Here is a 24,441-nt window from a genome sequence, read left to right on the forward strand (position 1 = left end):
AGAAGATAAAAATAATGACTGTTAAGATTGGCATTAATGGCTTTGGTCGAATTGGTAGACTGGATTTAAGGGCAGCTTGGGGTTGGTCAGAGTTTGAGATTACGCATATTAATGAAGTTAAGGGCGGTATTGAGGCTTCGGCACATTTACTGAAGTACGATTCCGTTCATAGTAAGTGGGATCATGATGTTTCAGTGCAAGGAGATCGCCTCCAAGTTGATGATAAATCCCTAAGCTTTAGCGCCTATGCTACACCTGCCGAAGTTCCTTGGGATGATTTGGGCGTGGATATAGTTTTAGAATGCTCAGGAAAATTCATCACCCTTGAAAAATTAAATTCCTACTTTACTAAAGGCGTAAAAAAGGTAATCGTCGCTGCCCCTGTGAAAGAAGCAGGAGCCTTAAATATTGTGATGGGAGTTAACGATCATCTCTACGAGCCGCAGATTCATCATGTGGTTACGGCTGCCTCCTGCACTACCAACTGTCTTGCGCCTGTAGTTAAGGTCATTCACCAACATTTGGGGATCAAGCATGGCATGATTACCACGATCCATGACAACACCAATACCCAAACCCTTGTGGACGCTCCCCATAAAGACCTGCGGCGTGCCAGAGCTTCCAGTTTATCGCTCATTCCGACTTCCACTGGTTCCGCTACGGCGATTGGATTAATTTATCCCGAACTCAATGGCAAGTTGAACGGTTTAGCAGTCAGAGTGGCTTTACTCAATGCTTCTCTAACCGATTGCGTATTTGAAGTAGAAAGACCAACCACAACATCAGAAGTCAATGCGTTGCTGAAAGCCGCCGCCGATGGAGAACTTAAAGATATTTTGGGCTACGAAGAATTACCCCTAGTTTCCATTGATTACAAAGATGATCCGCGTTCGGCGATCGTTGATGCTTTATCGACAATGGTTGTAGATCAAACCCAAGTCAAGATTTTAGCTTGGTATGACAACGAATGGGGCTATGCCAATCGCATGGTTGAACTTGCCCGTAAAGTCGCCCTAGCTTTGGAGTCTCAGCCATGACCATCGAAGCTAATAAAAGTGCCAACCTGAGAAACTACATTCTTGTTACTGCATCCTATTGGGGTTTTACCATTACCGATGGTGCTTTGCGGATGCTGGTTTTGCTTTATTTTAATACGATTGGTTATTCGCCCTTACAGATTGCTTTTCTGTTTTTGTTTTATGAGGTGTTTGGGATTATTACCAACTTTTTGGGTGGCTGGATTGGCTCTCAGTTTGGTCTAAAGCTGACTTTATACGGTGGGATTGGCTTACAGATTTTTTCCTTAGTCATGCTTTCGTTTTTAAATCCCAATTGGGGACAAGGAATAGCGATCGCCTACATTATGGTGGCACAGGCATTTTCAGGGATCGCCAAGGACTTAACCAAAATGAGTACCAAAAGTGCGATTCGATTAGTGGTTCCCCAAGAGGCGGAGTCAACTTTATTTAAGTGGGTAGCGATTCTAACTGGTTCTAAAAATGCGCTGAAGGGCATCGGATTCTTTATTGGCAGTTTACTGTTAGCTGGTTTTGGCTTTACCAATGCTTTATTAATTATGGGGGCATGTTTATTTTTAATCTTGCTAACTGGGGTGATGCTACCGCAGGGTATGGGCAAAATCAAGGCAAAGGTTAAGTTCAAACAGCTATTTTCTAAAAGCCCAGAGATTAATATTCTTTCTGCTGCCAGATTCTTTTTGTTTGGTGCGCGCGATGTTTGGTTTGTGGTTGGACTGCCCTTGTTTTTATACAGCACACTCCATTGGCAGTTTTTCCAAGTGGGTGGATTTCTGGCATGTTGGGTAATTGGCTATGGTATTATTCAGCTTTTGGCACCGGTGATCTTGAAGGCTATGGGGCAGGGACAATCTCCTCAAGCTAAAACTATTTTATTTTGGACTTCGGTTTTGGCATTCGTACCTGGGGCGATCGCATTAGGATTACAACTTCAACTTCCTCCTAATTTGGTGATTATTATTGGCTTAACAATCTTTGGTTTAGTCTTTGCCTTTAACTCGGCAGTGCATTCCTATTTAGTTTTAGCTTTTACCGCCGATGATGATGTTGCCCTTAATGTGGGGTTTTATTACATGGCAAATTCGGGCGGTCGTTTGGCGGGAACGGTGCTATCTGGCTTAGTATTTCAAAGCTTTGGCTTAATTGGATGTTTGTGGGTTTCTACAGCATTTGTGTTAGCAGCAAGTTTAATTACCATAAAACTACCTGATCCTAATCCCCAAAAGGCGATCGCTTGGCAGGCTAGTGATGGTGATTAATTTAACCCTTATTTAATCCTTAAAAAATATACAAAAACTAAGAAACTCCAGTCAACGGGATCGGGCTTTCAAGGGATTCTAGGACTAGTTCAGCTAGATCATTAATAAATACAGGATGACTATTTAGAGCAGGAACTCGGGCAAAATTGTGAATGCCTTCAGACTCGGCAACTTCTCGGTATTCGATGTCAATTTCCTGTAGGGTTTCAATATGTTCAGAAATAAAGCTAATTGGTACGACCAGTAAATCCTTAACTCCCCGCTTTGCTAACTGGGCGATCGCGGATTCTGTGTAAGGTTGCAACCACTGCACGGGACCAACTCGGCTTTGGTATGCCAAGGTATGGGGATTATAGCGTTGGTAGATTTGGCGAAGGGATTGCATTACCAAGTCAACACAGTTTTCAATTTCGATCTGATAGGTGTCCCCATACTCAGTGACATACTTTTGCGGCACACCGTGGGCACTGAAGAAGATATGGACTTTTTCGGGATCGGCAAAGGATTTAATTTTTTCCTCGATTACCTCTGCCATTGCCTTAAGATAACCTGGGCGATCATACCAAGATCGCACCACAATTTTTTCAATCTGTTGTAACTCCTTATCTTCTTTCCATAGCTTTTCCAGTAATCTGAGGCTAGAACCAGTGGTACTAATGGAGTATTGGGGATAAAGGGGTAGAATCACTAGCTTAGAAATCTGATCTTTCTTAATCTGGGCGATCGCCTCTTCGGTAAAAGGATTCCAATAGCGCATGGCTACATAAACCTTGGCATTGAGTCCTCGACGCTGTAGGGCATTTTCAATGGATTCTGCTTGTTCTTCGGTAAGCTGCCGCAAAGGTGATTTACCACCTATGGCTTTATAGTTTTCTTGGGAAACGGGCGATCTAGTAGCAGCAATTAGAGCCGCCACTGGCTTCTGTAAAAATTTGAAGGGTAAACGGATTAAATCAGGATCGGAGAATAGGTTGTATAGGAATAGGTACACGTCCTCTAGTCTTTCGGGACCGCCTAAATTTAGCAACAAAACACCTACACGACTATTCATGATTTAAGTTTCCTATATATTTATTTAATGACCTTGTTAATATATTTTAATAATAGCTTAATAGTTCCACGGATAGTCTTAAATCATGCCCCATTTGCCCAAACATTTAACTAAATTAGTAACCAATTTAATTTGAATTAATAGTGATTAATGGTAAGAAAGTTGGTAAAGTCTTAAAAATCACAAAGTTAGGTTTTGATTCAGTGAGATTATTGACAATTAAGCCTAATGAACAGCAAAATCTTATGTCAGGCTGAATTGTACTCATGGTAAAAGACGATCAATCTACTTTCATTAGTCAACGTTATCTCTGGGCAGTAGGACTTGCGGTTGAGGATTTCCCTCCAAGTTCTATTTTAAGCGATCGCTACCGAGTGGTGGAATCGCAGGTGGTTTCTGATACCCAGATTTTTAAGTTTCCAGATATTCCTGATGAAATTCCCCCCTATGTATCTGCCTATTTGCGGCTGGCTAAGCTCCCCCTGCATATTCCCCGTCCCTATGGCTTAGTTAAAGTCGGTGAAGATGACAATGCCCAAGAGCTATTATTACTAGATCGAGCCCCAATTTCCCCCGAAGGTAAGCTCTATGCCAATCTTAGGGATCGATGGATAGAAGGTTCCGCACTACGACAGATTGATCTAATGGGGCAGGTTTTAAGGCTTTGGCAACCATTATTAGATGTGGGGATGGTTAGTACATTGCTTACTCCTGACACTTTGAGAGTATTTGGTCCTTGGGTACGCATCCTAGAACTGATTGTGGATGAAGATGAAGTTAAGTTATCTGATTTAGGGAATTTATGGATTGATTGGCTAGAACATGCTAAGCCTGAAATTAGTGATGCCCTTGCGGATTTTTGCTTTGGACTCAGTCGGAGTGAATTTAGTCTGGATCAGGCGATCGCAACTTTAGACCAAATTGCCCAAAAACAAGCAGAAACATTACCAATTAATATTCGCATTGCCAGTGGTACAGATACGGGACCAAGACGAGATCATAATGAAGATAGCTGTTATCCAACTCCTGAACGCCAAAAGCGATCGCAACAACCAAAGGTACTACGGGATCGTCTGGCAATTATCTGTGATGGACTAGGTGGGCATGAAGGTGGGGAAGTTGCTAGTGACATGGCAATTAAGACTATCGAAAAGGAACTGGAAGTTGTATTTACACAAATGGATAATAATCCTAATCCCTTTAGTCCCCAAGAGTTTATACAAAAACTTGATCGGGTCGTGCGTATTGCCAATGATCAAATCGTTGCCCTTAATGATCGATACCAAAAACAAGCGCAACAACGGATGGGAACAACTTTGGTAATGGCGGTAATTCCCTATCCCCACGAAGTTTATGTTGTCAACATCGGCGATAGTCGGCTGTACTGGATTCATAGTGAAAGTAGCGATCAAGTAACCGTTGATGATGATGTGTGCACCCGTGATGTGATCTTGGGCTATAGTTTTCCAGCGATCGCTGCCCAAAGAGTGGATGGAGGATCATTAATTCAAGCATTGGGGACCCGTAGCTCGGATGTGTTATATCCCCATATCCAAAGATTACCCTTGGATGAAGATTGCTTACTATTACTATGTTCCGACGGTTTAAGTGATTATGATCGGATTGAAGAAATGATGGATGTGCATATACGTCCGATCTTGACGAATAACTTACCTCTCCATGAATCTGTAAAAAAACTGATTGATCTGGCAAATGAGCGCAATGGGCATGATAACGTCACTGTGGCTTTAATGCGATCGCAACTTGCAGAAACCGAAGATATTGAAGAGGAAGACACCTTACCCACAGAAGCAGATCAATTTCATGGATTCTTTGGTGATGATTTACCCCTATCAGCCCCAACCAGTTCTAGTGTAGATGAAGAGAACGAATCAGCTACTGAGACTTCTGCTCCTCAAGACTTTAATTTGCGGCTAGTAATTACTGGGGTTCTAGTATTGGTACTATTGGTTACTGGAGCGATCGCTATTAGCCAATTTACACCTATTAAAGATTTATTCCAACCATCGGTACCAACTAATGGTAAACAGTAAACAAGACGTGTAATAAAACTGCTTTTAACCTTGTTATAGCTTGTAAAGGATACGTTGTGTGGGGACTCTAGGGATGGAGCTATTTAATTATTCATCCATCATCACAATTATGATATTCAAGCTAATCTTTTCACCATACCCTCTTGGTCACTAGATTTTTTGCCACTCAGTTAAGCCGTTATCGTGAACCGATGGGTTAGTTAAAGTTATCCGTTTTTAGCCAAGATTGTGTCACTCAAAATGGTTGGCTTCGGTTTTGAATTCGGAGAAATTATGGGCGATTCCTTTCAGGATGTGTTCCGCCGCAAAGACAAATAATTGTGAAGAGAGGGGGATAGATATACTGATGAACCACCGTAATAAAAATGGCAATAAAACTTTAGAGTCAAAGATTTGGGTTCGTGGGAGAATTAACTTAGATAGAGATTTGACTATCGAACTATATAACTCCAACCAATTAATCATATTGTGAGTATATTGTGAGTTCCCTGAATATTAAAATTAGCCAACCCTAGTCAACTCTGTCTTCAGATATATCATCTTCCGATTTATACCCATTAGGTACGCCCTAGGGAAAGGAGATAGTTTTATGACCTGCACAGATATTTTAGGCAGAAAAGGTGGCACAGACTGCAAAGAAGATGCTTTTGTCCTGTGGTTTGATCAAGTGGGAATTGCCGATATTCCCTTGGTTGGTGGCAAGAATGCTTCCCTCGGAGAAATGATCCGTGAGCTCAAGGTAAAAGGAGTCTCTGTCCCCAATGGCTTTGCCACTACTGCCCATGCCTATCGTTACTTTATTCAAGCGTCAGGTATAGACGATAAGCTCCGCCAGTTATTTGCCATGTTGGATGTGGAAAATATTAATAGTTTGCGGTGTGTTGGTAAACAGGCAAGATCACTGATTCTGAATACGCCGATGCCCATAGTGATCCAAGAAGCGATCGGGCGCGCCTATGCCCAGTTATGTGGTGAATATGGGGTAGAAACTGATGTGGCAGTACGTTCTAGTGCTACCGCCGAAGACCTCCCCGATGCTAGCTTTGCGGGACAACAGGAAACCTATCTCAATGTGCATGGACTAAGTACGGTGTTGATGGCTTGCCAGAAATGCTTTGCTTCAATTTTTACGGATCGGGCGATTTCTTACCGCACAATTAAGGGCTTTGACCATTTCAGTATTGCCCTGTCTGTGGGGGTACAAAAGATGGTGCGTTCCGATCTTGCCACCTCTGGAGTGATGTTTTCCATTGATACCGAAACTGGATTTAGGAATGCTGCTTTAGTTACTGCAGCCTACGGTTTAGGGGAAAATGTGGTACAGGGAGCAGTTAATCCCGATGAATATTTAGTATTTAAGCCCACCCTCAAGCAAGGATTTCGACCCATTATCAGCAAGCGCATGGGCAGCAAAGAAATCAAGATGATCTATGACCTTGGTGGTAGTAAATTAACTAAAAATGTCTCAGTACCGACCTCGGAACAAAATTGCTTTGCTCTGAGTGATGATGAGATTTTACAACTGGCAAAATGGGCTGTGATCATTGAAGATCACTACTCACTGGTACGGGGTCAAGACTCTCCCATGGATATTGAATGGGCAAAGGATGGAGAGACTGGCAAGTTATTTATTGTGCAGGCTCGCCCCGAAACCGTAGAATCTCAGAAATCTCAAAGTGTGTTGCGTAACTACCATCTCCAAGAGCAATCCAAGGTGCTAACTACAGGTCGAGCCGTAGGTGCCATGATTGGTCAGGGTAAAGCCCGAATTATCCTTGATGCCCCTAATCTTGATCAATTTCAAGCAGGTGAAGTTTTGGTTACGAATAAAACCGACCCTGACTGGGAACCAATTATGAAAAAAGCCAGTGCGATCGTCACAAATCAAGGTGGTCGTACCTGCCATGCTGCGATTATTGCCCGTGAACTGGGGATTCCTGCGATTGTGGGTTGTGGTGATGCTAGTAGTGCGATCGCTAACGGTCAAGCAATTACGGTTTCCTGTGCTGAAGGTGAAGAAGGTCGAGTTTATACTGGACTCCTACCCTTTGAAATTGAAGAAACAAACTTGGATCATCTCCCCCGCACTCGCACTAAAATTCTGATGAATGTGGGTAATCCTGAAGTCGCCTTTGGGTTATCGGCAATTCCTTGTGATGGCGTGGGTCTAGCAAGATTTGAATTTATTATTGCTAATCACATCAAGGCACATCCACTGGCACTGATTCACTTTGATCAATTAAAGGATTTTTTTGAGAAACAACAGATTGCTAGGTTAACAGTGGGCTATCCCCACAAGCCCGACTTCTTTGTGGATAAACTTACCTCTGGGGTGGCGATGATTGCTGCAGCTTTTTATCCTAAACCTGTGGTAGTGAGAATGTCTGACTTTAAGAGTAATGAATACGCTAACCTTTTGGGTGGTAAGCAATTTGAACCATCGGAAGAAAATCCTATGATTGGCTGGCGGGGTGCTTCACGTTATTATGATCCTAAATATAGCGAGGCGTATGGTCTTGAGTGTCAGGCAATCAAACGAGTGCGAGATCAGATGGGCTTAACCAATGTGATCCCGATGATTCCTTTCTGTCGTACCCCTGATGAAGGTCGTAAAGTCCTAGCCGAAATGGAAAAGCATGGATTAAAACGGGGTGAGAATGGATTGCAAGTTTATGTGATGTGTGAAATCCCCAGTAATGTAATTTTGGCGGAGCAGTTTAGTGAAGTATTTGACGGATTTTCCATCGGTTCCAATGATTTGACCCAGCTTACTTTAGGGCTTGATCGTGATTCGGCATTAATTGCCCATATTTTTGATGAACGCAATGAAGCTGTTAAACAAATGATCAGTATGGTAATTGCTAAGGTAAAAGAATGCGATCGCAAAATTGGTATTTGTGGACAAGCTCCCAGTGATTACCCCGAATTTGCCCGATTTTTAGTTAAAGAAGGTATTGATTCAATTAGTCTTAATCCAGACTCGCTCTTAAAAACTATGCTAGCTATCGCTGCGGCGGAGAGTGGACAATAGATTAAAACCCCAATAATTTGCTAATCATAACTTAATAATCTGGACAGCACAGGCTTTAAGTTCGGGTTGGAAGGAATAGGGATCGGCTTCGGGATGACTGAGATTATTAGCTTCAGCATTGTCTGCCCACAGAGAACCCCAGTGCATTGGCGCAAATAGAACTCCGGGAGCGATCGCCTCGGTAATTAAAGCAGGAAATTTGGCAATACCACGGCGCGACTTTACCTCGACTAAATCACCTTGACTAAGATTATATTTTTTTGCATCCTTAGGATAGATTTCCAGAAAAGGATGGGGGTGCATTTGATTAATTTTTTTGATTCTGCCTGTGCGGGTCATCGTATGCCAATGCCCATAGACTCTACCAATGGTAAGGACAAAAGGATAGTTCTGATCGGGTGGTTCTGCTAACCCTTTGGAATGATAGGGGGCAAAATTAGCTTTCCCATTGGCGGTATGAAATTTTAGGTCGGTATATAGCCTTAATCCTCCCCACTGTACAGCCCCAGTTTTGAGCAGATCGTGGTTGATTTTAGTAAGATCACAGGGGCGATCGCTAGTAATGGCAGCAAATTCTGCATAGACTTCCGATGAATCTTTAAAGTTGAAATGCTTTGTAAATCCCAATCTGCGTCCCACTTCTGCAAAAATCTGCCAATCATCCCTTGCCTCACCTAGGGGTTCATGGAATGCTTCACACAGGGTAATTCTCCGTTCAGAATTTGTCATCGTCCCCGTTTTTTCACTCCATTGGGTCGCAGGTAAAAGTAAATGGGCAAAGGCAGAGGTTTCCGTGGGATAGTAGGCATCTTGATAGACCGTAAACGGCGATCGATTTAAAGCCTGTTTTGTTCGTTCTAAGTCAGGAAAACTTACGGCTGGATTAGTCGCAGCAATCCATAGAAACCCTACTTCCTCTGATTCTAAGCCTCGAATCATATCCCATGCGGTTCTGCCAGTGCGGTCAGAGATCTGTCCCGTCGGCAACTGCCAATGTTGTTCTAATTCAGCCCGATGTTGAGGATTTGCCACAAAGCGATAACCGGGAAGAAGATGACTTAATCCCCCTGCTTCTCTGCCACCCATAGCGTTGGGCTGTCCAGTGAGGGAAAATGCCCCAGCCCCGGGCTTACCTATTTGCCCTGTGAGTAAATGCAGATTAATAATAGATTGAACTTTAGCTGTTCCTTCCGTGGATTGATTTACGCCCATTGACCACAGAGATAAAACTCGTTGCGATTCTGCCCAAAATCTTGCTGCTGTTTCTAAATCTGCGATCGAGATGCCGCAACGATCCGCCACTATATCAGGAGGATAATGGGAGATTAAAGCAATAAATTCACCATAGTGATTAGTATGATTTTGGATAAATTCATGATCCACGGCATGGTAGTTTTCTTTTTGATTCAGAATTAAATAGGCAATACCATTCAGTAAATCTATATCTGTACCGGGGCGAATGGCTAAATGTAAATCAGCGACTTCGGCGGTTTGGGTACGACGGGGATCAACTACGATTAATTTTACATCGGGATTCTGTTTATGATGTTTGCGTAGGCGATTAAAAATAATGGGATGACATTCTGCGGTATTGCTACCAATTATAAATGCACAGTCGGTAAGGTCTAAATCCTCATAGCAGCAGGGCGGACCATCAGCCCCAAAGCTTTTCACGTAGCCTGAAACGGCAGAAGACATACATAGTCGGGAATTGGCATCAAAGTTATTCGTTCCTAAGCAGCCTTTAAATAATTTTTGGGCGATATAGTAATCTTCCGTTTGGAACTGCCCCGAACCATACATACATAGACCATCTGCACCTTGGGTATTCAGAACAGTGGTAATGCGATCGCAAATGGCAGTTAATACCTCTTCCCAACTAACTCTCTGGAAATCCTGATCTAAAGAACTTCGCATCATCGGATAGGTTAAGCGATCGCGATCTATCGATTCGGCTATAGTTGCCCCTTTGACGCAGACCATACCTTGACTGGATGGGTGGGTGCGATCGCCTCGAACTTTAACTAAATCAACTAAAAACCTATTACTTTCTTGGCATTTAATTTTGGGCTGATCTAATGAATTAACTTTGGAATTAACTACTGGATTATCTATACCTCGGTGAGCAGAATTTTGCAGTTCTATATCTTTTTCAGTATCTTTCTGAGTTAAATGCACAACTTCTAAGCCACAGCCCACGCCGCAGTAGGGACAAAGAGTTTTAGTAATATTGGACATTTTGATTACATTAAGGGAGCCTATACCAATTGGCGATCGCCCACAAATTCTCTAATTTCAGCCGTATCAGGTAGGGCAGACATCGGTGCAGTCGGGTCAAAAATTTCACCATCTGCCAGCACAATCGGAGCCAAAGAAGCAGGAGCAACGGGTAAATCTAATTCCTCTGAAGCTCGGCGATAGATATTGGGAGCAAGCATTTTATCCAAAATCTGATCATAATTACTGGGAAAAGGAATCAAATTCCAGCGTGCCATTTGCGCCATCACCCACAGATGCTCAGAGCGATTAGGAGAGTTATCACCAAAGAAAATATTAAAATCCTTCAGATATAGATTTTCTCCAGAACCCTTACGATAGGGGCTATTAAAACCACAGCGCACATAAACGGATTCTGCATTGAGATAAGCGGGTTGACAAATAATTTCTAGTACCTCTTCTCGATTCTGCTCTGGTTGGCAATAGGCACAGGCTTCCAGTAATGCTTTAGTTAATGCTAAATGGCTATTGGGATATTTCTCCGCCCAGTCTGCTTTGACTCCCAACACCTTTTCAGGATGACCATTCCAAATATCTAAATCCGTAGCGATAATATATCCCAATTCCTCATGGACAGCACGGGAGTTCCACGGTTCACCCACAGAGAAGCCAATAATATTACTAGAAATTAGGTTAGATACCATTTGGGCGGGCGGAATTACCACCACATCTACTTGAGTATCTGGATTAATCCCCGCATTTGCCAGCCAGTGGCGCAGTAGTAGGTTGTGCATAGAAGCAGAATGAACCATCCCAAATATCGGGCGGTGGGTCTGCGCTTGGACATATTGTTTTAAGCTAGCTAAATCCCTTACTCCTGCATTCCAAACTGCTTTAGCGATCGTAATTGCATTCCCGTTACGGCTTAAAGTTAATGATGACACTACAGGTACAGGTTCTTTTTTACCCATACCCAGAGTAATTGCTAAGGGCATTCCCGTTACCATTTGGGCTGCATCTAATCTACCTTCTCTAACCCCATCGGCGATCGCTCCCCAACTTTTTTCACGGGATAAGGTTACTTCTAAGCCATGTTTGGCAAATAGTCCTTTTTCCTGTGCCATAACCAACGGTGCACAGTCTGTTAAGGGAATAAAGCCAATGGTTAAGTTCACCTTTTCAATACTGCCACGACTGATCACAGCTTCGACTTGGCGTTTAGCTTTTGCCACCTTATCTTTCTTCTGGCGGTTCAAAAACTCGACTAATTCTCCCCGCATTCTGTAATAACTAGGATTATTGACAATTTCCATGCGATGCCGTGGACGCGGTAAATCCACTTCTAAAATCTGTCCAATATGGGCGGAAGGTCCATTAGTTAGCATTACAATGCGATCGCTCAGTAATAAAGCCTCATCCACATCATGGGTAATCATCACCACCGAAAGATGATAGTCTTCGCAAATTTTCATTAGCTGCTCTTGTAATCTGCCTCTAGTTAAGGCATCTAAGGCACCAAAGGGTTCATCTAGCAGTAATAGCTTGGGACGAATGGATAATGCCCTAGCAATTCCAACCCGTTGTTTCATCCCACCCGAAATTTCCTTGGGATACTTATCGGCGGCGGGACGTAAGCTCACTAGATCAATATGTTCCTCGACAATTTGACTGCGCTCTTTTTTAGATTTCTGCTTAAATACGCGATTAACCGCCAAGGCAATATTTTGTCTAACCGTCAGCCACGGTAAAAGCGAGTGATTCTGAAATACCATCATGCGATCGGGACCGGGTTTTCTAACTTCCTTTCCTTCAAGAACAATTCCACCATTAGTTGCCCGATCTAGTCCAGCGATAATATTCAGTAAAGTTGATTTGCCACAGCCTGAATGTCCGATCAAGGTTACAAATTCACCCTTATTTACTTTTAAGTCCACATTACTAATGGCAATATAGTCTCCTTCTTTCGTAGGGAAAATGCGATCGACATGATCGATTTCCAAGAATGGCAAATCTGAAGGTAAAGCACAGCGATCGTAAGTCATGGTTTTAAGCAGGTAAAGTAAGTATTTAGCTAAAGGTGATTAATGGGCATCATCAGTTAGGGCAAAGCGATTAAAGAGGAAGTCTAAAGCTTCATTTCGTAAGCCGTAATATCTGGGGTCTTCGGCAATTAAAGTGCGATCGCGGGGACGGGGAAAAGGCACTTCTAAGATTTCGCCAATCGTGGCTTTAGGTCCATTGGTCATCATCACAATGCGATCGCTCAACAACACGGCTTCATCAATATCATGGGTAATCATCAAAACGGTCACCCGATGCTCTTGCCAAATTTTTAAGAGTTCTTCTTGTAGTTCCTCACGGGTTAGGACATCCAAAGCGCCGAAGGGTTCATCTAAAATTAAAACCTGAGGACGAATAGCTAAGGCTCTGGCAATGGAAACTCTCTGTCTCATTCCTCCCGATAACTGTCTTGGCTTTTTATTTGCACCCGCAGTTAATCCCACCATTTCCAGATGCTCTTTCACAATTTCCGTATTTTGAGCTTTAGAGTTTTGGGGATAGACATTCTTTACTGCCAACATCACATTCTCAGAGGCAGTTAACCACGGCAGCAAGGAATAGTTTTGAAATACAACCATGCGATCGGGACCTGGTTTAGTAATTAGCTTATTTTGCAGTCGAATCTCCCCAGTCGTGGGCTTATTAAAGCCTGCCACCATATTGAGAAGGGTTGACTTTCCACAACCAGAATGTCCAATGACGCAGACAAACTCACCTTCATATACCGTTAAATTGATATTCTCCAAAACCACGAAGTCACCACGGCGGGTAGGATAAACCTTAGAGACATTTTCAAGTACCAAAAAAGGGTCTTTCTTAGGATTGTTGTGAATGCCTTGCTCAGAGCTATGGGGAGAATTTGAAGTAAGTGTTTGCATATTATGCCTTCTGAATTATGTCTGGATAATTTATCTCGATAATATAAATAAAAGGAGGATTTAACTATCTGTCTGTACCGTAAACTTACTGATGTAAAACACCACCTTATCTAGTAATAAACCGACAATTCCTACATAGAAAAGTGCCACAATCATTTCACTATACTTACCACTGTTGTAGCTATCCCAGATAAAGAAACCGATACCTACCCCACCCTTGAGCATTTCTGCTGCCACGATCGCCAACCACGATAAACCAATGGCAATGCGTAACCCAGTGAAAATATAAGGAGCCGCCGAAGGAATTAAAATTGTGACAAAGTATTCAGTGCGAGAGAGCCTTAAAACCTTAGCAACATTGCGATAATCCTGCGGTACTTGTTGTACACCCACGGCTGTATTCATTAATACGGGCCACACCGAGGTAATAAAAATTACAAAAATGGCGGAAAGCTCAACCGCATCAGTACCTAAGAACTTTAAAACATCACTTCCTTTCATTGATTCAAACACAGCCGATGAAATTGGTAGCCATGCCAAGGGGGGAACCGTTCTTAACACTTGAAAAATTGGATCAAATGCTCGATACATAACTACATTAGTACCAATTAAAATGCCCAAACTGATTCCAAATACAACCGAAGCACTATAACCAATACCTACCCGTTTTAAGCTTTCAAAAATATGCCGCCCCAACCCCTTATCAGTACCGCCATTATCAAAAAATGGATCGGCAATTAAGTTCCAAGCCTCACTGACGACCTTAGTTGGTGGGGGTAAAGGTGGAGCTTCTCCCTCACACAAAAATTGCCAAATTAAAAGTAATATTCCTAACGCCAGCACGGGTGGCACGACAAATTTAAGCTGCCCCTGCATCCATTCAGTTAAATGACTTAGAGAAGATTTTTTGAGTAGGTTATTTGAAGTCATAGATTTAGTCATCTCCTTATAGGAATAGAAATAAAGTTTAGGGGTTAAATTAGGAGTTAATTTAATGGATGGGATAAATCGCCACCCGTTTATAACCTATCTCCCTTTATCTGATTTAGAGACAAAGGGATAAAATGAAAACTCCTAGACCTTCTTAATTTTGAGACTCTTAAGATAAGCACTGGGATTAGCAGGATCAAACTTCACGCCATCAAAGAAGGTTTCCACCCCACGGGAAGTAGATTTTGGAATTGCGGCGGATTGCCCGATCGCCTTAGCAGCAGCACGCCAAATATCTTCACGGTTAACCTTATCCACTAGTTGCTTAGCATTAGTACTAGCGGGGAAATAACCCCAACGCATATCTTCAGTTACAAACCAAATGTCATGACTCTTAAATGGATAGGAAGCACTATCTCGCCAGAATTTCATGGAAATATCTGAATTCTGAGCCTTACGACCGTTGCCGTAATCAATTTTGCCTTGAATCCTTCCTAAAATCTCAGCAGCAGGTACCTTTAACCATTTATCTGCCCCGATGATATTACACAGTTCTACATGATTAGCAGGATTATCACACCAAATTTGAGCTTCTAACACTGCCATAGTCAGAGCTTGTGCTGCTTTAGGGTGTTTATTAACCCAAGATGCGCGCATCGCAAAGGCTTTTTCAGGGTGATTCTTCCATAGTTCGCCTGTAACTAAGGCTGTATATCCGTGCTTTTGAGCAACGAGACGAGCATTCCAAGGTTCCCCTACACAAAATGCTTCCATGGTGCCACTTTTCATATTCGCTACCATTTGCGGTGGTGGAATTACAATGGTGGAAAGGTCTTTATCAGGATTAATTCCGCCCGCAGCTAGCCAGTAACGCATCCATAGATCGTGAGTACCGCCAGGGAATGTTACTGCCACTTTTAATTCTTTGCCACCAGCTTTTGCCTTTGCCAATGCCTGTTTGAACCCTTCACTTTTTACGCCCAACTTTAAATTACTGTATTCATTAGCGATCGAAATTGCTTGACCATTAATATTTAGTCTTGCCAAAATGAACATTGGTACCTTTTTGCCATTAGTTACTGTACCTTCAGAAATCTGATAAGGCATTGGTGAGAGAATATGGGCACCGTCGATACCACCGCCTTCAGAACCAGAAACAAGATTGTCACGGGTAGAACCCCAAGATGCCTGCTTTAGTACCTCGACATCACTCATCCCATGTTTAGCAAAATATCCCTTTTCTTTAGCAATAATTAAAGGAGCCGCATCGGTCAGAGCAATAAAGCCAAGTTTCGCCTTAGTAGTTTCTGGGGTAATTTTTGCTTGTCCTAATGCTGCATTGGCTGCTACGGTACCTAGAGCTGATGCTCCAGCAGTGACGATAAATTGGCGACGAGAAATATTAGACATAGATTAGAGTTTGGATAGTTTTTAAGTTAGATATAAGTTAGATAAGAGTTAAACAAAATACTTTAGACAAGAATCAATTCAGATTTATTGACCGTAGCCCTAGATTTAGGAACAGCACCAAAATTCTCAATCAATAGTTTCTGCACCACATCTTTGAGGTCTTCGCAGGGAATTTTTTCCATAACGCATTCACCCAAATGGGCATCTTTCCCGACTTCGCCCCCCATATAAATATCAACAGCATCGACCATAACGCCATTTTTACGAGCTTTACAGCCAATGAAGCCAATATCACCCACTTGGGGTTGCCCACAGGAGTTCGCACATCCACTCCAATGGATTCTCACGGGGCGGGGCAAAGATAGTTCAGATTCTAATGCCTCCACTAGTGCCAGACTTCTGTTTTTAGTTTCAATAATTGCTAAATTACAAAACTGAATGCCAGTGCAAGAAACTAAGGCTCGGAATAAATTACCCGGATAGGCAGAGAATTTTTGGAGTAAAGGTTCTTTGAGTAAAGCTCCAATCCGAGAATCAGGAACATCTGGAATAATAATGTTCTGCTCTACGGTTAAACGTACTTCTCCACTACCATAGACATCTGCCATCCGAGCTAGATTAAACATATCGGAAGCATAGAGCCTGCCGACAGGGACATGTAATCCCACATAATTTAAGCCCGATTGCTTTTGGGCATGGATACCGATGTGATCGCGTTTATTCCACTCAATTTCGTCTTTAGGTGAAGCAGGTAGAAGAGTATATCCAAGTCGCTTTTCCACCTCATCGCGAAATTTGGCTATGCCCCATTCATCAATCAGCCACATAAGTCGAGACTTTTGCCGATTTTCCCTCAGTCCATGATCTCGAAATACTAAAAGGATAGCCTCACACAACTGCACCACATCACGAGGATCAACCCAAGCATTGAGGGGAATTGCTTCTGCAACGCGCTTGATGGAGAAGAAACCTCCGACTAAGACATTAAAACCTATCGATGCTCCTTTTTCTCCACCTTTATAAGCGGGAATAAAGGCAATATCATTGATTTCGGCATGAACAGAATTATCTCGACAACCTGCGATCGCAATATTAAATTTCCGAGGCAGATTACTAAAGGATTTATTGCCGTCACCGTTGTTAGTAATCATGTCTTGAATTTTGCGTGCCAAGCCACGGGTATCAATCAATTCATTCGCATCTATGCCCGCTACAGGAGAGGCAGTGATATTTCGCACGTTATCCATACCAGATTGAATGCTAGTTAAGCCTGATTCGCTAAATTTACGAAAAATTTCTGGAACATTGCTTAAGGCAATCCCGCGCATTTGGATATTTTGGCGAGTGGTAATATCAGCAACACCATCTTCACCGCACTGCTGGACTACTTCTGCCAGTACTCTCAATTGCCCACTGGTTAAGATGCCACTAGGAATTCGCATCCGCAGCATAAATTTGCCGGGGGTACTTTTGCGATAGAACAAGCCTAACCACTTGAGCCGATGTTCTAAATCATCAGAGGGTACTTCTTCCCAACCAATCTGGGCAAAATGCTCAAGCTCAGCTTTTACATCTAATCCATCTTTTGCTGATTTTAAATCTTCAAACTTATTTGCCATTGGAATTACTCCATTTGTGTAGTTATGTTTGCAGCACATATATTTGCATCACAACTTGGAAGCAATTTAAGCTTTTAACAATAAGCATTTCGTATAATGTATTACAAAGTTTTAAAGATTATGAAGTTTTGACAATAAAATTATGATGATTTTGCATAAACTTTAATTTTGGGATTTGCATAGACGAAGGCGGTAAATTTTAGGTTGGATCAATGGCGAAAAGCCTGTATAATTATCAACTGCACTAAAAATCTAGGAATAGTCTGATCATGCGTCAATGCCAACTTACTGGAAAGAAAGCCAATAACGGCATTTCTATCTCTTTTTCCCATAAGATGCACAAGCGTCTGCAACACGTTAATTTACAAAATAAAAGAATTTGGTGGGCTGAAGGCAAGCGATTTGTTACTTTATCCATCTCTACTAAAGCAATTAAGACCCTGCAAAAGAAAGGTTTATCAGCTTTTGCCAAGGAAGCAGGGCTAGACTTAAACAAACTCTAAGGTTACTTGAATCAATCTTAAATTAATAAACTCAATCAAAAATTCACAGAATGCAGATTGGCATCATTGGCTTAGGTCTAATTGGTGGTTCTTTGGGCTTAGATTTACGATCGCATGGTCATTACGTTTGGGGTCTAAGCCGCAGTCAATCTACCTGTGAAGAAGCCAAGTCCGTAGGAGCAGTTGATGAGGCTGGTGTAAATTTAACTGAAATTAAAAGCCTCGATCAGACCGAGGTTATTTTTGTATGTACACCTATTGATAGCATTATTAAAACTATTGCGGCGATCGCTCCTCAGCTAAAATCCTCAGTCATTATTACCGATGTGGGTTCTGTTAAGTCGGCAGTTATCGATCAAGCTCAAACCCTGCATCCCAGATTTATCGGCGGACACCCTATGGCAGGTACTGCTTTTAGTGGTATTAGTGCGGCTCAAAAGAACTTATTTCAAGGTCGTCCCTGCGTTTTAACGCCAAATCAAACCACCGATCAAGAAGCACTAAAAATATTACGATCGCTTTGGCAGTCAGTGGGGGCAGTAATGTATGAATGTGATCCAGAGGCGCATGATCGGTCGGTAGCGTGGATTAGTCATTTACCAATTTTAATTAGTGCGGGTTTAATTTTGGCTTGTGATCAAGAGTCAAATCAAGCGATCGCTCAACTGGCACAACATTTGGCAAGTTCAGGATTTCGGGATACTAGCCGAGTGGGGGGAGGAAATCCGCAGTTGGGAAGTTTAATTGCGGAATATAACCAAGTAGCTTTATTAGATAGCTTAAAAGCATATCAAAGGGTTTTAGCTGATTTAATCCACCAAATTGAAGCAAAAAACTGGAGAAGTTTGGAGCAATCTTTAACTGTGGCGCAGCAATTACGAAATTTATATTTATGAATGGAAGATTAATTTATGTCCCCTCAAGCATCAATTATTAAGACAGTTCAAGGTATCCTTGCTGGTGATGGCAATTTGTACGATCCCATGAATGCAGAACAGGGTGGCATCGTCTTACCCGATTGGATTTTTGAAATTATGAACTATTGCAAGGCTTATGGCATCACTGTGAATACGATAAGGCAAGAAGCAAAACGGGGTAAACTGGCAGAAATGATCGAGGTTTGAGTAATTCCTATGGCATCAGAAGCTTTCAGAATCTATGTTTAAGTCTTCAATGGGATTGGGATTAGTTGCGATCGCCGCATGGGGAATTCTACTAATCAAGCTTTGGCTATTTGGGCAACTTTATTTATTAATTCATCCCAACTATATAGGCTTAACTATAGGCGCAGGCATTGTATTACTAGGACTAAGTAGCTACAAAACATGGGAGTTACTCAAAAGTTCACAATCAATTGCTCAAGCTAAACAGAAATTTAGCCAAATGCAACACTCAAACCTATTACCTAGTCGGTTAAGTAGCGGATTACTATTAGCAGCAGCAATTATTGGACTAGTCATTACCCCAAAACCCTTTGCCAGTGACGCAGCGATGCACAGAGGGGTTGGTGATCAGTTAGGTGCTATTCGTACAGTACAGCAATCCTTTCGCGCCAGTAATCGACCTGAAGAGCGATCGCTAATTGAATGGATTAGAACCTTAAATGTTTATCCTGAACCTGATGCTTATACTGGACAAAAGGTTAAAGTTACTGGTTTTGCCGTGCATCCTCCCGATTTACCCGATCAATATATGTTGATCTCTCGGTTTGTGATTACCTGTTGTGCTGCCGATGTTTATCCCGTCAGCTTGCCCGTTAAACTTAATCAAAATAGGAGTAATTATCCCGTCGACCGTTGGTTTGATATTTCAGGAACCATGGTTACAGAAAACCTTAATGGCAGACGACAGCTAACTATTCAGCCTACAACCATCACGGCGATCGCAGAACCGAAAAATCCCTACGACTATTAGACTACAGTATTTTTCTATAACATTGTTTTTGACAATATTGGTCTTGTAAGGAAAAGTAAACTTCACAAGCCCAGTCGGTATAGTCAAATATCAGAACGGAGTTATCGTCGGCAATTACAACATATTCAACTTCATCAAAGGTAACACCGACCTGATAGAACGGGCAATTCCAGCAGTGGATATCTAGTGGAGCGTTTTATGTTTAATTAAACCTAGCTACTTACTACAATTTTACTAAAAAGAATTTCTCACTATTTAATAGCTGGGATGATGATTTGGAGACAATTTCTTTAATTATTTTCTTATCTTTTTCTGCCATAGCTAATTGATAGGTTTGTACAAAATTGTATCCGCCAGCCAAATATTTAGCTCCATCCTTAGCTCGATCTAATAAATAAGCTGGATTGATCTGATCAGGTGTAGGAATCCATCCTTTTCTTTCCGATAGGTAGAGAATTGTCGGATCATTACCAGTTGTCACTACTATCAAAGAATTCTTAGGAACAGTTTGCTTAATAATCTGTGCTAGTTCAAATAATTCTGAATTGCTAGGATTTTCTTTAGTTATATATTCCACTGAATAAAATAATGAGCCAGCCATTAGAAAAATTATCAGAAGTATATTAATTATTTGCTTAGGGTAGCTAACTCTTGTAAAGGCTTTACCTATATATATTGAAGTAGGAATAAGTAGTGGTAATTGATAATATTCATGAAAAGAGTTTAAATTTCCAAACACAAGAATATATAAAATATTTGATATAAATAACAAGTCAAAAAATATTTCTTCCTTCTTTTCCCTTTTACAAAATATGCCAAATATCATAGCGATAAATCCGATAACTAGAAGATGGCGAACTGCTATAAAGTAGATAATTTGTTCAAACATTATTCCTAGTCGCTTGAAATTCCAGCCAAATCTTTCAGAGCCAAACCCAAAGCTTAAGCCATACTCATTAGCAATTTGATAAGAATGAAAGTACCAAGCTAGTGTGGGAATAATTATGATGAAAGTATAAAGATAAAGATTGAGATTTGAGAACATTTTAGATTTAAATTTTTGCCAAGCCAAGTATATAAGCGGCAGAGAAAGATAAAAAGCGGGAACTACTTTAATAAGACATGCCAAGCATATTAATAAAGATGATGTAAAGAGATATTTTTTTTGATCATTTTTTATCCATTTATAAAAGAAGTAAGTTCCTGAAATAGCACACATTAATACTAATGACTCAGGCTGAAATGTTCTACTGTAATAAATATTAGTTGGAATAATTATGTAGAAAAAGCATGACCAGAATGATAGCTTTTTATCTTCAGTAATCTCTAAGCAAAGTTTATAGAAGAAATAAATTGCAATTAAGGAAAAGATAATCGACGCAAGCCTACCTATACTTTCATGAACACCAAAAAATTTATAAAGTATGGCAATGAAAAATGAATAAATTGGAAATTCTGTTTGACAATAACCTGCTAGATTGCCACCCCAGTCAATTTGTGGATACAAAAAGTTATATCCATTTTCATAAAAATTGCGTGCCATCGCCGCAGTATCAGCTTGCCTCCAAGCATGGACACCCAAAATTGGTGATTGGATACTATATATTCTCAAACAAAATGCTAAAGATAATAAAAATCCCAGTGGGTTTGAAGTTATTAGACTTCGTATTTTTAACATTTATAGACCTAGAAATAAGTATAGACTTAGATTTAATCACAACAAAGCTATTGATCCAACCTTAAATCTAGTTCAAGCTATTTATACCGCTAGGAATTGCTGAATAACATCATTACTTAATTCAGAAGTAGCTCCCGATGAAACAATGCTCCCTTTTTGCATAGCATAGTAACGATCTGCTTGTTTAACAAAATGTAAGTGCTGCTCCACTAATAATACGGATAAACCAGTTGTGGCAACTATCTTCCGCACGGCAGCTTCTATTTCTAAAATAATTGAGGGTTGAATTCCTTCGGTGGGTTCATCTAAAACTAATAACTTCGGTTTCCCCATTAACGCTCGGGCGATCGCCAGTTGTTGTTGTTGTCCTCCACTTAAATCGCCTCCCAACCGAGATAGCATAGTTTTAAGTACGGGGAATAGTTCAAAAATTTCTTCAGGTATGTCTTTGCTAGGTTTGGTTTTCTGGCGATCAGTCAATGCCTCTAACCCTAAGATTAAATTCTCTTTTACCGTTAACCGAGGAATTACTTCCCGACCTTGGGGAACATAGCCAATTCCCATTCTTGCCCGTTGATCTGAAGTTTTATTAGCGATCGCCTTACCATCAAAGTTGATATAGCCACCACGGGGTTTAATTAAGCCCATCAGTGTTTTGAGAAGTGTAGTCTTGCCCACGCCATTTCTTCCGATTAAGCACACCATTTGCCCAGATTCAACATGTAAATCCACGGAACGGAGGATATGACTTTCGCCGTAGTAAACATTTAGACCTGATATTTGCAACATGGGATTTTCCTACTTACTTTTTTTCTCTAATCTTCTTGATTACCAAGATAAACTTCTATAACCTGTGGATCATTTTGCACCTCATCCATAGTCCCTTCGCATAGCACTGAGCCTTGATGTAGCACTGTGACCTTACGGGCGATCTGGCGCACAAATTCCATATCATGTTCAATCACAATAATGGAGTGGGACTCGGCAAGGGAGATTAATAATTCTCCTGTGAGCTCGGTTTCCTCGTCAGTCAGCCCCGCCACCGGCTCATCCACCAATAATAAATCGGGAGACTGTGCCACTAACATTCCGATTTCTAGCCATTGCTTTTCCCCGTGGGAGAGTAAATCAGCTTTGAGGTCAGCTTTAGCAATTAGACCTGTGGTATATAGCAATTCCTCCACGGTATGTTTTTCTTTGACGGTGGGCTGTCCAAATAAAATACCAAATACGGATTTATCTCGGCTGCAAGAAAGAAATAGGTTTTCGGTAACGGTTAGGTTTAAATAGACCCTAGGAGTCTGAAACTTTCGTCCTACGCCTAGTTGTGCCACTTGATACTCGGCAAGCGATCGCACGTTGCGCCCCTTAAATCTTACCTGTCCAGTCGTGGGCTTAACTTTGCTAGTAATTACATCTAAAAATGTGGTTTTTCCCGCACCGTTAGGTCCGATTACTACCCGTAATTCACCCTTATCCATCGAGAAATTGAGATTATTCAAAGCCTTAAAACCATCAAAACTGACAGTTAAATCCTCAATCTCCAAGATTTTTTCGTTCATACTGTACCTCTGGGTCTTCTTCTAAACTGGGATAAGTAGCAATTTCACGGTTTCCTTGGATTTTCTGCCAAAGCTCATAGCCTTCGGTGCGTAACCACCCAACTAAGCCATTGGGGAGAACCATCACCACAATTAAAAATAATGCACCTTGGAAGAATAGCCAGACTTCAGGAAATTGTTCACTCAATAAACTTTTGGCAAAGTTCACAACTAAAGTCCCAAGTACGGCACCAATTAGGCTGCCTCTCCCACCAACTGCCACCCAAATCACCATCTCAATGGAAAAGCCAATATCCATTTGCCTTGGGGAGATAATACCTGTTTGGGGGGTAAATAAAGCCCCAGCAATACCTGCTAAAGCTGCGGAAATCGCAAATACCATCACCTTAAATCCCGTGGGATTGTAACCTGAAAATCTCAGGCGGTTTTCATCATCTCGAATTGTGACTAATAATCTGCCAAACCTTCCACTGGCAAGCCATCGACACAAATAATAGGCACCGATTAACATGATAACTGTAATTATGTAAAATGCTCTTTGGGTTTCAGGCGATCGCACCGTAGCCCCAAAAATTGTCTGAAAGTCTGTTAATCCGTTGGTGCCATTGATTAGCTTTTGCTGCCCGTTAAAGAAATTAAAAAAGATAATCGTAGTCGCTTGGGTCAAAATCGAGAAATAAACCCCACGAATTCGGTTTCTAAATACCAAGTATCCCAACACTGCCGCCGTAATTCCGGGAATTAAAATAATCGCTAGGAGCGTAAATGGGAAGGAGTTAAAAGGTTGCCAAATTAGTGGTAACTCAGTGACACCATACAAGCCCATAAACTCGGGAAGCTTGCTAGTGGCTGACGCTGGGATTTGCAGCTTTAAGTACATGGCAAAGGCATAACCACCAAGGGCGAAAAATACTCCATGCCCAAGGCTCAGAATGCCCGTGAATCCCCAGATTAAATCAATGCCCAAGGCAGCGATCGCTAATGCCAGAAACCGACCTAAAAGACTGACTCGAAATCCTTGCCCTGTTGCTTCTAGTACCCAAGGAATTACAAATATTAGGAGTAAAGCAATAACTAAAACTATTCCTAACTCTATACCGATCTTACCTAAGGGCGATCGCTTTTCAGTTATTGGAGAATTAACGGTCATCAGTAACTAAAATTATGAATGAATCCAAGGGCAAAATATCATACCCACTCAGATTTTAGGTATCCATTTTTACTTAATCTTGGGCTA

The 24,441-nt window shown here is 41.5% G+C and carries 20 protein-coding genes; 8 read left to right on the plus strand and 12 right to left on the minus strand.

Annotated elements, in window-relative coordinates:
* Positions 1-14: 14 nt before the first annotated feature.
* Positions 15-1,037, plus strand: a complete 1,023-nt coding sequence (locus SYN7502_RS00420) for an ArsJ-associated glyceraldehyde-3-phosphate dehydrogenase (protein WP_015166917.1) — start codon at positions 15-17, stop codon at positions 1,035-1,037.
* Positions 1,034-2,296, plus strand: coding sequence for an organoarsenical effux MFS transporter ArsJ (gene arsJ / locus SYN7502_RS00425; protein WP_015166918.1), 1,263 nt, complete (start codon positions 1,034-1,036; stop codon positions 2,294-2,296). Before SYN7502_RS00420 ends, arsJ begins: the two co-directional genes overlap by 4 nt.
* 37 nt (positions 2,297-2,333) lie before the next feature.
* On the opposite strand, the gene hemH is transcribed toward arsJ, so the two are convergent.
* Positions 2,334-3,347, minus strand: a complete 1,014-nt coding sequence (gene hemH, locus SYN7502_RS00430) for a ferrochelatase (RefSeq protein ID WP_015166919.1) — start codon at positions 3,345-3,347, stop codon at positions 2,334-2,336.
* A gap of 266 nt (positions 3,348-3,613) precedes the next feature.
* On the opposite strand from hemH, the gene SYN7502_RS00435 reads away from it, so the two are divergent.
* Entirely contained in the window at positions 3,614-5,401 is a 1,788-nt protein-coding gene (locus SYN7502_RS00435; RefSeq protein ID WP_015166920.1) for a PP2C family protein-serine/threonine phosphatase, read from the plus strand.
* Positions 5,402-5,632: 231 nt separating this feature from the next.
* Here the strand turns inward: SYN7502_RS00435 and SYN7502_RS19500 are convergent, their stop codons facing one another.
* Entirely contained in the window at positions 5,633-5,866 is a 234-nt protein-coding gene (locus SYN7502_RS19500) for a hypothetical protein (RefSeq protein ID WP_015166921.1), read from the minus strand.
* A 124-nt stretch (positions 5,867-5,990) separates the two neighbouring features.
* Here SYN7502_RS19500 and ppsA point away from each other — a divergent pair, with 124 nt between their 5' ends.
* Positions 5,991-8,432, plus strand: coding sequence for a phosphoenolpyruvate synthase (gene ppsA, locus SYN7502_RS00440; RefSeq protein ID WP_015166922.1), 2,442 nt, complete (start codon positions 5,991-5,993; stop codon positions 8,430-8,432).
* 24 nt (positions 8,433-8,456) lie between these two features.
* On the opposite strand, the gene SYN7502_RS00445 is transcribed toward ppsA, so the two are convergent.
* The 6 genes from SYN7502_RS00445 to SYN7502_RS00470 all read right to left on the minus strand — a co-directional run bounded on the left by SYN7502_RS00445 (position 8,457) and on the right by SYN7502_RS00470 (position 17,547).
* Complete coding sequence (locus tag SYN7502_RS00445; protein ID WP_015166923.1) at positions 8,457-10,670, minus strand: molybdopterin oxidoreductase family protein; 2,214 nt, start codon at positions 10,668-10,670, stop codon at positions 8,457-8,459.
* A 20-nt stretch (positions 10,671-10,690) separates the two neighbouring features.
* A complete protein-coding gene (locus SYN7502_RS00450) occupies positions 10,691-12,691 on the minus strand; it encodes an ABC transporter ATP-binding/substrate-binding protein (protein WP_015166924.1) in 2,001 nt (666 codons plus the stop codon).
* Between the two features lie 39 nt (positions 12,692-12,730).
* On the minus strand, positions 12,731-13,588 hold the full coding sequence (locus SYN7502_RS00455) for an ABC transporter ATP-binding protein (RefSeq protein WP_015166925.1): 858 nt from the start codon (positions 13,586-13,588) through the stop codon (positions 12,731-12,733).
* A 60-nt stretch (positions 13,589-13,648) separates the two neighbouring features.
* A complete protein-coding gene (gene ntrB / locus SYN7502_RS00460; RefSeq protein ID WP_246829014.1) occupies positions 13,649-14,464 on the minus strand; it encodes a nitrate ABC transporter permease in 816 nt (271 codons plus the stop codon).
* 198 nt (positions 14,465-14,662) lie between these two features.
* Entirely contained in the window at positions 14,663-15,928 is a 1,266-nt protein-coding gene (locus SYN7502_RS00465) for a CmpA/NrtA family ABC transporter substrate-binding protein (RefSeq protein WP_015166927.1), read from the minus strand.
* A gap of 62 nt (positions 15,929-15,990) precedes the next feature.
* Positions 15,991-17,547: a ferredoxin--nitrite reductase gene (locus SYN7502_RS00470; protein ID WP_015166928.1), complete on the minus strand. Its 1,557-nt coding sequence runs from the start codon at positions 17,545-17,547 to the stop codon at positions 15,991-15,993.
* Positions 17,548-17,813: 266 nt separating this feature from the next.
* Between SYN7502_RS00470 and rpmB the strand changes: the two genes are divergently transcribed.
* Genes rpmB through SYN7502_RS00490 form a run of 4 tightly spaced genes read left to right on the plus strand, consistent with a single transcriptional unit; the run spans position 17,814 to position 19,964 of the window.
* Positions 17,814-18,050: a 50S ribosomal protein L28 gene (rpmB, locus tag SYN7502_RS00475; protein WP_041429145.1), complete on the plus strand. Its 237-nt coding sequence runs from the start codon at positions 17,814-17,816 to the stop codon at positions 18,048-18,050.
* Positions 18,051-18,100: 50 nt separating this feature from the next.
* Positions 18,101-18,946, plus strand: coding sequence for a prephenate/arogenate dehydrogenase (locus tag SYN7502_RS00480; RefSeq protein ID WP_015166930.1), 846 nt, complete (start codon positions 18,101-18,103; stop codon positions 18,944-18,946).
* 15 nt (positions 18,947-18,961) lie between these two features.
* Positions 18,962-19,174 carry a hypothetical protein gene (locus tag SYN7502_RS00485; protein WP_015166931.1) on the plus strand — a complete coding sequence of 71 codons (213 nt, stop codon included), beginning with the start codon at positions 18,962-18,964 and terminating at the stop codon, positions 19,172-19,174.
* Between the two features lie 34 nt (positions 19,175-19,208).
* Complete coding sequence (locus SYN7502_RS00490; RefSeq protein ID WP_015166932.1) at positions 19,209-19,964, plus strand: TIGR03943 family putative permease subunit; 756 nt, start codon at positions 19,209-19,211, stop codon at positions 19,962-19,964.
* A gap of 223 nt (positions 19,965-20,187) precedes the next feature.
* Here the strand turns inward: SYN7502_RS00490 and SYN7502_RS00495 are convergent, their stop codons facing one another.
* The 4 genes from SYN7502_RS00495 to urtC form a co-directional block, all read right to left on the minus strand.
* On the minus strand, positions 20,188-21,642 hold the full coding sequence (locus SYN7502_RS00495) for an ArnT family glycosyltransferase (RefSeq protein ID WP_015166933.1): 1,455 nt from the start codon (positions 21,640-21,642) through the stop codon (positions 20,188-20,190).
* 81 nt (positions 21,643-21,723) lie between these two features.
* The gene (urtE, locus tag SYN7502_RS00500; protein WP_015166934.1) at positions 21,724-22,431 is read right to left on the minus strand and encodes an urea ABC transporter ATP-binding subunit UrtE; all 708 of its coding nucleotides are present in this window, start codon (positions 22,429-22,431) and stop codon (positions 21,724-21,726) included.
* A 26-nt stretch (positions 22,432-22,457) separates the two neighbouring features.
* On the minus strand, positions 22,458-23,204 hold the full coding sequence (urtD, locus tag SYN7502_RS00505; protein ID WP_015166935.1) for an urea ABC transporter ATP-binding protein UrtD: 747 nt from the start codon (positions 23,202-23,204) through the stop codon (positions 22,458-22,460).
* A complete protein-coding gene (urtC, locus tag SYN7502_RS00510) occupies positions 23,179-24,354 on the minus strand; it encodes an urea ABC transporter permease subunit UrtC (RefSeq protein WP_015166936.1) in 1,176 nt (391 codons plus the stop codon). Before urtC ends, urtD begins: the two co-directional genes overlap by 26 nt.
* Positions 24,355-24,441 lie beyond the last annotated feature (87 nt).

The sequence above is a fragment of the Synechococcus sp. PCC 7502 genome, from assembly GCF_000317085.1.
Lineage (GTDB): Bacteria > Cyanobacteriota > Cyanobacteriia > Pseudanabaenales > Pseudanabaenaceae > PCC-7502.

Bases quoted from the DNA above. Each gene is read 5' to 3' on its own strand.
- SYN7502_RS00420 (WP_015166917.1), top strand. From the start codon at position 15: ATGACTGTTAAGATTGGCATTAATGGCTTTGGTCGAATTGGTAGACTG.
- arsJ (WP_015166918.1), top strand. From the start codon at position 1,034: ATGACCATCGAAGCTAATAAAAGTGCCAACCTGAGAAACTACATTCTT.
- hemH (WP_015166919.1), bottom strand. From the start codon at position 3,347: ATGAATAGTCGTGTAGGTGTTTTGTTGCTAAATTTAGGCGGTCCCGAA.
- SYN7502_RS00435 (WP_015166920.1), top strand. From the start codon at position 3,614: ATGGTAAAAGACGATCAATCTACTTTCATTAGTCAACGTTATCTCTGG.
- SYN7502_RS19500 (WP_015166921.1), bottom strand. From the start codon at position 5,866: ATGATTAATTGGTTGGAGTTATATAGTTCGATAGTCAAATCTCTATCT.
- ppsA (WP_015166922.1), top strand. From the start codon at position 5,991: ATGACCTGCACAGATATTTTAGGCAGAAAAGGTGGCACAGACTGCAAA.
- SYN7502_RS00445 (WP_015166923.1), bottom strand. From the start codon at position 10,670: ATGTCCAATATTACTAAAACTCTTTGTCCCTACTGCGGCGTGGGCTGT.
- SYN7502_RS00450 (WP_015166924.1), bottom strand. From the start codon at position 12,691: ATGACTTACGATCGCTGTGCTTTACCTTCAGATTTGCCATTCTTGGAA.
- SYN7502_RS00455 (WP_015166925.1), bottom strand. From the start codon at position 13,588: ATGCAAACACTTACTTCAAATTCTCCCCATAGCTCTGAGCAAGGCATT.
- ntrB (WP_246829014.1), bottom strand. From the start codon at position 14,464: ATGCAGGGGCAGCTTAAATTTGTCGTGCCACCCGTGCTGGCGTTAGGA.
- SYN7502_RS00465 (WP_015166927.1), bottom strand. From the start codon at position 15,928: ATGTCTAATATTTCTCGTCGCCAATTTATCGTCACTGCTGGAGCATCA.
- SYN7502_RS00470 (WP_015166928.1), bottom strand. From the start codon at position 17,547: ATGGCAAATAAGTTTGAAGATTTAAAATCAGCAAAAGATGGATTAGAT.
- SYN7502_RS00480 (WP_015166930.1), top strand. From the start codon at position 18,101: ATGCAGATTGGCATCATTGGCTTAGGTCTAATTGGTGGTTCTTTGGGC.
- SYN7502_RS00485 (WP_015166931.1), top strand. From the start codon at position 18,962: ATGTCCCCTCAAGCATCAATTATTAAGACAGTTCAAGGTATCCTTGCT.
- SYN7502_RS00490 (WP_015166932.1), top strand. From the start codon at position 19,209: ATGTTTAAGTCTTCAATGGGATTGGGATTAGTTGCGATCGCCGCATGG.
- SYN7502_RS00495 (WP_015166933.1), bottom strand. From the start codon at position 21,642: ATGTTAAAAATACGAAGTCTAATAACTTCAAACCCACTGGGATTTTTA.
- urtE (WP_015166934.1), bottom strand. From the start codon at position 22,431: ATGTTGCAAATATCAGGTCTAAATGTTTACTACGGCGAAAGTCATATC.
- urtD (WP_015166935.1), bottom strand. From the start codon at position 23,204: ATGAACGAAAAAATCTTGGAGATTGAGGATTTAACTGTCAGTTTTGAT.
- urtC (WP_015166936.1), bottom strand. From the start codon at position 24,354: ATGACCGTTAATTCTCCAATAACTGAAAAGCGATCGCCCTTAGGTAAG.